General features: G+C 65.9%; 10 protein-coding genes and 1 pseudogene. 3 read left to right on the forward strand and 8 right to left on the reverse strand.

Translation table 11 applies throughout. The annotated features are described in order from the left end of the window. Positions 1-88 precede the first annotated feature (88 nt). Positions 89-3,217: an efflux RND transporter permease subunit gene (locus tag SZ55_RS24355; RefSeq protein ID WP_044413008.1), complete on the reverse strand. Its 3,129-nt coding sequence runs from the start codon at positions 3,215-3,217 to the stop codon at positions 89-91. A 12-nt stretch (positions 3,218-3,229) separates the two neighbouring features. Then, positions 3,230-4,402, reverse strand: a complete 1,173-nt coding sequence (locus SZ55_RS24360) for an efflux RND transporter periplasmic adaptor subunit (protein ID WP_044413011.1) — start codon at positions 4,400-4,402, stop codon at positions 3,230-3,232. A gap of 152 nt (positions 4,403-4,554) precedes the next feature. Here SZ55_RS24360 and SZ55_RS24365 point away from each other — a divergent pair, with 152 nt between their 5' ends. Continuing rightward, complete coding sequence (locus tag SZ55_RS24365; RefSeq protein ID WP_044413014.1) at positions 4,555-5,196, forward strand: TetR family transcriptional regulator; 642 nt, start codon at positions 4,555-4,557, stop codon at positions 5,194-5,196. Positions 5,197-5,201: 5 nt separating this feature from the next. On the opposite strand, the gene SZ55_RS24370 is transcribed toward SZ55_RS24365, so the two are convergent. From SZ55_RS24370 to SZ55_RS24385, 4 genes are all read right to left on the reverse strand, one after another. Beyond that, complete coding sequence (locus SZ55_RS24370; protein WP_044413017.1) at positions 5,202-5,450, reverse strand: hypothetical protein; 249 nt, start codon at positions 5,448-5,450, stop codon at positions 5,202-5,204. Positions 5,451-5,472: 22 nt separating this feature from the next. Continuing rightward, positions 5,473-5,745 (reverse strand): DNA-binding protein, encoded by a 273-nt coding sequence (locus SZ55_RS27755; protein ID WP_082078331.1) that lies wholly within the window; start codon positions 5,743-5,745, stop codon positions 5,473-5,475. Between the two features lie 26 nt (positions 5,746-5,771). Further along, entirely contained in the window at positions 5,772-5,975 is a 204-nt protein-coding gene (locus SZ55_RS24380; RefSeq protein WP_330217338.1) for a hypothetical protein, read from the reverse strand. A gap of 124 nt (positions 5,976-6,099) precedes the next feature. Then, positions 6,100-6,366: a hypothetical protein gene (locus SZ55_RS24385; RefSeq protein WP_044413024.1), complete on the reverse strand. Its 267-nt coding sequence runs from the start codon at positions 6,364-6,366 to the stop codon at positions 6,100-6,102. A 235-nt stretch (positions 6,367-6,601) separates the two neighbouring features. Between SZ55_RS24385 and SZ55_RS24390 the strand changes: the two genes are divergently transcribed. Further along, the gene (locus SZ55_RS24390) at positions 6,602-6,946 is read left to right on the forward strand and encodes a hypothetical protein (protein WP_052807662.1); all 345 of its coding nucleotides are present in this window, start codon (positions 6,602-6,604) and stop codon (positions 6,944-6,946) included. Positions 6,947-6,976: 30 nt separating this feature from the next. On the opposite strand, the gene SZ55_RS24395 is transcribed toward SZ55_RS24390, so the two are convergent. Further along, positions 6,977-7,174, reverse strand: coding sequence for a heavy-metal-associated domain-containing protein (locus SZ55_RS24395; protein ID WP_044413026.1), 198 nt, complete (start codon positions 7,172-7,174; stop codon positions 6,977-6,979). Positions 7,175-7,287: 113 nt separating this feature from the next. Here SZ55_RS24395 and SZ55_RS24400 point away from each other — a divergent pair, with 113 nt between their 5' ends. After that, positions 7,288-7,659 carry a hypothetical protein gene (locus SZ55_RS24400; RefSeq protein WP_044413027.1) on the forward strand — a complete coding sequence of 124 codons (372 nt, stop codon included), beginning with the start codon at positions 7,288-7,290 and terminating at the stop codon, positions 7,657-7,659. 379 nt (positions 7,660-8,038) lie between these two features. Here the strand turns inward: SZ55_RS24400 and SZ55_RS28750 are convergent. Then, positions 8,039-8,235 (reverse strand): annotated as a pseudogene (locus tag SZ55_RS28750) (IS481 family transposase); the annotation flags it as partial.

Raw genomic sequence — 8,235 nt, forward strand, 5'->3', positions numbered from 1 at the left:
ACAGGGCGCCGCCCCGAGGGCGGCGCCGTTGACTGCAAAAGAGACCGTGGAGCGGGCGTGCGGTTCGATGTCCGGTGGGCGCCGGACGTCACTCGGCGGCCGGTGCCTTCTTCTTGCGCCCCAACCTGTCGGCAGCGGATTCCACCAGCAGGTAGAACATCGGGATGAGGAAGGTTGCCAGCAACGTGGCCGCTAGCATACCGCCAATCACCCCGGTGCCGATGGAATGTCGGCTCGCCGAACCCGCACCGCTGCTGATCGCCAGCGGCACGCAGCCGAGGATGAAGGCCAGGGAGGTCATCACGATGGGCCGGAAGCGCAGGCGCGCCGCCTCCAGGGACGACTCGAAGATTCCCATGCCCTGCTCGCGGCAGAGCACGGCGAACTCGATGATGAGGATCGCGTTCTTCGCCGCCAGGCCGATCAGCGTCACCAGCCCCACCTGGAAGTACACGTCGTTGGACAATCCGCGCAGCCACACCGCGAGGATGGCGCCGAACACCGCGAAGGGCACGGCGGTGACCACCGCGATGGGCAGCGTCCAGCGCTCGTACTGGGCGGCGAGGATGAGGAACACGATGATCAGCCCGAACAGGAAGGCGGTGCCCCCCGAGCCCTGGGTGGCCAGCTCCTGGTAGGCCGAGCCGACCCAGCCCAGGCTGTAGTCCTCGCCCAGCACCTCGTCCGCCACCGCCTGCATGGCCGCCAGCGCCTGCCCCGAGCTGTAGCCCGGCGCCGGGCCGCCGAGGATCTTGGCTGCCGGGTAGACGTTGAAGCGCGCGTAGGAGTCCGGCCCGAGGATGCGCTGCACCCGCACCAGGGACGACAGCGGCACCAGGTCGCCGGAGGCGGAGCGCACGTACACCTGGCTGAGGTCCTCGGGCTTGCGACGGAAGTCCGCCTCGGCCTGCAGGCTCACCTGCCAGGTGCGCCCGTAGAGGGTGAAGTCGTTGACGTAGTAGCTGCCGAAGGTGGACTGCATGGCCGTGAACACATCGTTCACCGCCACCCCCAGGGCGCGGGCCTTGGTGCGGTCCAGGTCGAGGAAGTACTGCGGCACGTTGGCGTTGAAGGTGGTGCTCACGCCGGCCAGCTCGGGTCGCTTGGCGGCGGCGGCGACGAACTTGCCGACGATCGCCTGCAGCTGTGCGATGGAGCCGCCGGAGCGGTCCTGCAGGTAGGCCTCGAAGCCGCCGGTGGTGCTCATGCCGGTGATCGGCGGCGGGTTGAAGGTCATCACCACGCCGTCCTTCTGCCCGGCGCCCATGGCCATGAAGGCGCGCGGCAGGTTGCGCGCGTCGAGGTCCGCGGTGGTGCGCTCCTTCCAGTCCTTCAGCGGGATGAACGACACCCCGGCGTTGCTGCGGGTGCCGAAGGTGAGCACGTCGAAGCCGGCGAAGGTGACCACGTCCTGCACCGCCGGGTGCTTCATCAGCTGCTCGGTGACGGCGCTGGTGACTTCCTCGGTACGGGTGAGGGAGGCGGCCGGCGGCAGGAAGTAGGCGTTGATCACGTAGCCCTGGTCCTCGTCGGGTACCAGGGAGCCGGGCACCCGGCCGAACAGCATGACCATCAGCGCGATCATCCCGCCGAACAGCAGCAGGCCCACGGCGGCGCGCTTGAGGAAGAAGCGCACCCCGGCGGCGTAGCCGTCGGTGGCACGGTCGAAGGCCCGGTTGAACCAGCGGAACGGCGCCGCCGGCTCCTCATGGGTGGGCTTGAGCAGCAGGGCGCAGAGCGCCGGCGAGAGGGTCAGCGCGACGATGCCGGAGATCACCACCGACACCGCGATGGTGATCGCGAACTGCTTGTACATCTGCCCCGCCAGGCCGCCGAGGAAACCCACCGGGACGAACACCGCGCAGAGCACCAGCACGATGGCGATGATCGGCCCGGTCACCTCCTCCATGGCCTTGATCGCCGCCTCGCGCGGGCCGAGCTTCTCGGTGCGCATCACCCGCTCGACGTTCTCCAGCACCACGATGGCGTCGTCCACCACGATGCCGATGGCCAGCACCATGCCGAACAGCGTCAGCAGGTTGATGGAAAAGCCCAGCAGGTACATGCCGGCGAAGGTGCCGATCAGCGACACCGGGATGGCCAGCACCGGGATCAGCGTGGCGCGCCAGTTCTGCAGGAACAGGTAGACCACCAGCATCACCAGCACCAGGGCCTCGACGAAAGTGTGGATCACCTCCTCGATGGAGACCTTGACGAACTTGGTGGTGTCGTAGGGGATCTTGTAGTCGATGCCCTGGGGGAAGCGCTTGGCCAGGCGGTCCATGGTCTGGCGCACCGCCTCGGCGGTGTCCAGGGCGTTGGCGCCGGGCTGCAGGTAGATGCCGAAGGCGGCGTTCTGCTGGCCGTTCAGCGAGGTCATCAGCGAGTAGTCCTGGGCCCCCAGCTCGACCCGCGCCACGTCCTTGAGCAGCAGGCTGGCGCCGGTGGCGTCGGTGCGCAGGATGACGCTCTCGAACTCCTTCGGGTCGGTGAAGCGGCCCTGGGTGGTGACGGTGTAGGTGAAGTCCTGGGGCTGGTTGAGCGGCTGCTTGCCGAAGCTGCCGGCGGCGAACTGGGAGTTCTGCTCCTGGATCGCCTTGACCACGTCGGTGGGCGTCAGGTTGTACTGGGCCAGCTTGTCCGGCCGCAGCCAGATGCGCATGGAGTAGTTCTTCGAGCCGAACTGGCTGGCATCACCGACGCCGGGGATGCGCTTGAGCTCGTCGATCACGTTGATCAGCGCGTAGTTGCTGATGTAGATCGGGTCGCGGGAATTGTCCGGGGAGAACAGCGTCACCACCTGGAGGATGTCGGAGGACTTCTTCTCCACCTTCACGCCCTGCCGGCGCACCTCCTCGGGCAGCTTCGCCAGCGCCGCCTGGACCTTGTTGTTGACGTCGATGGTGGCCTGGTCCGGGTCGGTGCCCACCTGGAAGTACACGGTCAGGCTCATGGCGCCGTTGCTGTCGGAGTTGGACAGCTGGTAGATCATCCCCTGCACGCCGTTGATGCCCTGCTCCAGCGGCGCCGCCACCGTCTCGGCGATCACCTGGGAGCTGGCACCGGGGTAGCTGGCGGTCACCGAGACCTGCGGCGGGAGGATCTCCGGGTACTGGGCGATGGGCAGCGCGCGCATGGCGGCCAGGCCGCCGAGCATGATGACGATGGAGATGACCGCGGCGAACACCGGCCGGTCGATGAAGAATCGCGAGATCACGGCGCGCCCTCCTCAGGACTGCTTCGGCGGGGTGCCGTCGGCGGGGGCTTCCACCGCCTTCACCGGCGCGTCCGGGCGCACCCGGGGCAGGCCCTCGACGATCACCCGGTCCCCGGCGGAGACGCCGGAGAGGATCACCCAGCGGCCCTCGGTGGTGTCGCCGGTCTTCACCTCGCGCATGCGCGCCACGCCGTCCTTGTCCACCACGAACACGAAGGTGCCGCGCGGCCCCTGGGACAGCGCGCGCTCCGGCACGGTGATAGTGCCGGGGCGGGTGATGCCCTTGATCAGCACCCGCACGAACTGGCCCGGCAGCAGCTTCTGCTCGGGGTTGGGCACCACCGCGCGGGCGCTGACGGTGCCGGTGCCGGTGTTGACGAAGCTGTCGGTGAAGTCCACCCGGCCCTCCAGCGGGTAGGTGGAGCTGTCGCCGAACTTCAGCACGGCGGTCAGCTTGCCGTCGGCCGGCAGGGTCAGGCGGCCGCTCTGCACGCCCTCGCGCAGGCGCTCGGCCTCGGTGTCGGGGTAGCCGAAGTTGACGTACAGCGGGTCCAGCTGGGTGAGCTGGGTCAGCAGGCTGGAGTTGGGGTCGCCGGCCACCACCAGGCTGCCCTCGGAGCGGGTCTCCTTGCTGGTGATGCCGCTGATGGGCGCCTTCACCGTGGTGTAGTCGAGGTCGATCTGCTTGGCCTGGACGTTGGCCTCGGCGGCCTGCACGTTGGCCTTGCTCTGCTCGAAGTTGGAGATGGCGTTGTCCAGCTCGCTCTCGCTGGCGAAGCCTTTCTTCTGCAGCTCGCGCACGCGCCGGAGGTCGCGCTCGGTCTGCCGGTAGCGCGCCTGCTCCTGGGCCAGCGCGCCCTTGGCGCTGCCCAGGGCGGCCTGGTAGGTGCGCGGGTCGATGCGGAACAGCACCTGGCCCTTCTGCACCCGCGCGCCCTCCTGGTAGGTGCGCTCCTGGAGGATGCCGCTGACCTGCGCGCGCACCTCCACCTCGCGGTAGCCGGCGGTACGCCCGGCGTACTCCAGCACCAGCGGCAGGGGCCCCTCGCGCACCGTCTCCACCAGCACCTCGGGCGCCGGTGCGCCACCTCCGGCGGGAGCGTCCGCTGCGGCCAGGGGGCCGGACAGCAGGCAGGCGACGACCGGCAGGGCGTGGCGCAAGGGCAGGCGGCGAGCGAGCGGCATGGCGATTCTCCACGGCCATTCCTGCCAGGACGGGTGGAATGGCATTTCGATTGAGAGGACGAAAAGAGGGGAAGCCGAAGCGCCGGGGCGGCAGCAATGTCGCTAGAATCCGACTCCCGAGAAGAAGCCTAGACACTATTCACCTGACTGCTATGCGCAGAACCAAAGAAGAAGCGGAGAAAACCCGCGCCGACATCCTGGCCGCCGCCGAGCTGCTGTTCCTCGAGAACGGCGTGGCCCATACCTCCCTGGAACAGATCGCCCGGGCTGCGGGCGTGACCCGGGGCGCTGTCTACTGGCACTTCCAGAACAAGGCCCACCTGTTCCACGAGATGCTCAACCAGGTGCGCCTGCCCCCGGAGCAGATGACCGAACGCCTCTGCGGCTACAGCGGCCGCGACGCGCTGCTGTCGCTGCGCAACCTGTCCATCGAGGCGATCACCTCACTGGCGGTGGACGCCCAGCGCAAGCGCATCTTCACCATCCTCCTGCACCGCTGCGAGTTCACCGAGGAACTGCGCGAGGCGGAGGACCGCCACAACGCCTTCGTCAACCAGTTCATCGACCTGTGCGAGGCACTGTTCGCCCTGCCCGGCTGCGTCGAACGCCTGCACCCGGGGCTCACCCCGCGCCTGGCCTCGCGCGGGCTGCATGCGCAGATCCTCGGCCTGTTCACCGACTGGACCCGCGACATCTCCCTGTTCGACCCGCAGCAGGACACCGCGCCGCTGCTGGACGCGGTGTTCCGCGGGCTGATCCGTGACTGGGATGAGGTGCTGCGCAGCGCGTCCTAGCGCCGTCACGGCTGGGGGGAGGATGCCTCCAGCGGGCTCGTCTGCCCGGCTTCAGGCACCGTTTCGCCGCTGATCAGCCAGAACGCGTAGTGCGGATACAGGCGCACCAGCACGGCCAGTTCCTCCGTGCCCATGCGGATGGCGCCCTTGCTGATGTTCTTCCAGCGCTCGTGGTTGGTCTCGCCTAGCTGGCTGAGCCTCTTCGGCCCGGCCAGGCGGAGGAGGTAGAGCGCTCTGTTTCTGATTTCGTCCATGTTGCCAAACGAACCTGGGGCACTAATTTGGCGAAGGGAGCTCTTTCACGCCCGGTCGAGTTCCATCGAGTTCGGGCGATACCTGCCCCTTGGCCGGGTCCACATCCCCCTTCAGAAGCCACAGCTCGTAGTGGGGGAATGCCTTCAGCACCTCCTCCAGATCCTCAACACGCGCCTTCACCTTTCGGTTTGTGGCAACCGTCTGCCAACGCTGGCGCTCCTTGATAGCGGTCGTATCGGCAAGTCGAGTCGCACCGATGTGGCGGACAAGCGTTCTAAGACGCTCCTCAATCATTCCCAGAAGCCCTGACAGTTGATGAATTATTTATCAGAGGATGGGACCGAAAGCGTTCCATCATGGGCCGGGCTCATCTGCCCAATCTCAGGTGCGACCTCTCCGCAGATCAGCCAAAGCCGATACTGCGGGTACATGCGCTGCAAGACTTCGAGTTCTTCCGTGCTCATACGGATCTCCTTGAACCTGACGCTGTGCCAGCGCTGAAAGCCGATGTCGCTTTCTTTCACCAGCCGGTCCATGCCTGCCATAGCGATCAGTGCCCTGGCTCTTTTCCTGATTGACTCCATGTCTGCCTCGCCGAAGGCCTCTCTTGTGCTGTGGAGAGGCCCCCACCGCCTCTGCCTGGCGCCATCACGGCTGGGGAGGGGAAGCGTCCTCATGCGCGTCGTCATGGGCCGGGCTCGTCTGCCCGACTTCCGGGGCGACCTTGCCGGTCGCCAGCCACAAACCATAGTGGGGGTACAGCCTCACAAGTACCTCCAGTTCCTCGGTGCTCATCCGGACCTTTCGATGGCGGAGGTTCTTCCAGCGGCTGTAATTGATCTCGGACTCCCGGACCAGATAATCGAGGCCAGTCTTATAGATCAGGGCTATTGCTCTTTCCTGAATAGATTCCATTTTTCAATCAATCCAGAAGGGTTCAACAGTTGAACTCCTAGTCTGAACTGTTATCCTCCGCTCGAACGAACAATAATTACACCTTAATTCTGAACCGATATTCAGAACCCGGAAAATACACAGACAGTGCATCGGTCCGCATAGTGACGGAACGCGCCTGGAACGGGAAGAGCCGCTGCCGCCTAGCCAAAGGCCCGCGCTGTGCTGTGGATAACTGCTTGATAGGAGATTGAGCATGGCCGACTTCACCTTTGACGCCGCCTGCGCACTGATTGGCCGCACGGCCTGGATAGAGCTGGACTGGCCCGATGCCCCGGAGCCCAGATTTATCTGCGTACGCATCGTCGGCGTGGTGATGGCGCTGGAGGGCGTCTACGACGCCCCGCACTTCCTCACCTTCCAGTACAACGGCTCGGAAATGTTCCCGGAAGAACTCTTCTGGTCCGACATCCGCGCATTGCATCCGGTCAGGACGGTAAAGAGAGAAGGAATGGGGCGGAAGGCAGTGGAGGTCGAACCCAGTAAGGAACGGCTGTCGTCCTCCACCGGGTTCGAAGCCCGACCGCGTCGCCGGGCGTGATGGTCTTACAGAGAAGGGGCGCGTAGGGAGCTAGGCCAGCTCGGCCGGGTAGCCCTCCTCGCGGATGGCCTCCAGTATCTGCTCGGCCGCCAGACGGCTGGCCACCCGCACTTCACCGGCGCCCAGGTCCACCTGGACCTCCGCCGCCGCGTCGCGGGCCTGCACCGCCTCGGTGACGGCGCGTACGCAATGACCACAGGACATGCCCTGGACCTTGAACACTTGCATGATCGACTCCTCGTGATGGCTGGATGAACGGCCTGCAGTGTCCGCCTTGCCACCGTGGCAAGGTCAAGCCCCGCGCACCTACACTTGCTCCACAGCCCCTCCGGAGCCCTGTCATGAAAGCCCTCACCCTGTTGCTCGCGGCCCTGCTCACCCTGCCCGGCCTGGCCCGCGCGGAAGCGCCGCTCAACTACGGCATGCTCGTGGTCTCCCGCGAGCGGATGCAGCTGGCCACCGGCTGCGACGTGGCCCTCTACGTTCAGGACCGTCTCATTGCGCGCCTGGTGCAGGGCCAGTCGGTGGAGCTGAACCTGCCTCCGGGCCGGGTCTCGGTGCGCCTCGGCCTGCTCGACGCCGCTCCCTGCCGTGCCGGCATGGGCGTGCAGGAGCCGCAGACCATCACCCTGCAGGCCGGAATGGTCAGCCGCTATGAACTGGGCATGAACGACCATGGGTTGTATCTGATTCCGTCGGTGCCGTTGCCCTGACACGTCTTTGGAAAGGGCACTCAACGACGTTCTGTTCCGCCGTTCTAGAACCAGACCTGCAGACTGCTCTCGCTCGATGAACAATTTTCGAGCGCACTCTGGATTCATGCCTGGTCGAGAAAGGTGAGGCGGGGAAAGCCGCCCCTTCAGGAGGCCGAGCGGAGTCATCGTGGAGGGGGTTGAGCGACATGGATGTCGCGAGAGCGCTGCCGGGCCATGGATGGCCCGTCAGCGCGGGCCCCTGGAACGATGATGGAGCGAGGGGAGTCCCGCAACGCGGGACCCGTATGCAGGGGCAAGCCCTTTTGGCTCCTTTTGGGGCGACTGCTGTACGGACCGGAGACATGGTGGACACATGTACGGGGACATGGTTGACGCATTATGGACTGCACTCAGGGTCATTCAGGTCAATGGTCCGAAGTAGTTGGTGGCAGAAGTACACATCGAACAAATGTTCGGCATCTGAGTGCGGACGTATTGCTATCACTTTCCCAGCCAATCCCTTGGCAATGCGGAAGTAGCGTTTTCTGAAGCGGAAACGGCTGTGGTAGACCTTCGCCAGCACATCATCCAGAC

Origin of the sequence: Pseudomonas sp. FeS53a (genome assembly GCF_000931385.1) — a bacterium.
GTDB classification, from domain to species: Bacteria; Pseudomonadota; Gammaproteobacteria; order Pseudomonadales; family Pseudomonadaceae; genus Metapseudomonas; species Metapseudomonas otitidis.

Excerpts from the sequence above, each read along its gene's own strand:
- SZ55_RS24360 (WP_044413011.1), bottom strand. The coding sequence starts at position 4,402 with ATGCCGCTCGCTCGCCGCCTGCCCTTGCGCCACGCCCTGCCGGTCGTC.
- SZ55_RS24365 (WP_044413014.1), top strand. The coding sequence starts at position 4,555 with ATGCGCAGAACCAAAGAAGAAGCGGAGAAAACCCGCGCCGACATCCTG.
- SZ55_RS24370 (WP_044413017.1), bottom strand. The coding sequence starts at position 5,450 with ATGGACGAAATCAGAAACAGAGCGCTCTACCTCCTCCGCCTGGCCGGG.
- SZ55_RS27755 (WP_082078331.1), bottom strand. The coding sequence starts at position 5,745 with ATGATTGAGGAGCGTCTTAGAACGCTTGTCCGCCACATCGGTGCGACT.
- SZ55_RS24385 (WP_044413024.1), bottom strand. The coding sequence starts at position 6,366 with ATGGAATCTATTCAGGAAAGAGCAATAGCCCTGATCTATAAGACTGGC.
- SZ55_RS24390 (WP_052807662.1), top strand. The coding sequence starts at position 6,602 with ATGGCCGACTTCACCTTTGACGCCGCCTGCGCACTGATTGGCCGCACG.
- SZ55_RS24395 (WP_044413026.1), bottom strand. The coding sequence starts at position 7,174 with ATGCAAGTGTTCAAGGTCCAGGGCATGTCCTGTGGTCATTGCGTACGC.
- SZ55_RS24400 (WP_044413027.1), top strand. The coding sequence starts at position 7,288 with ATGAAAGCCCTCACCCTGTTGCTCGCGGCCCTGCTCACCCTGCCCGGC.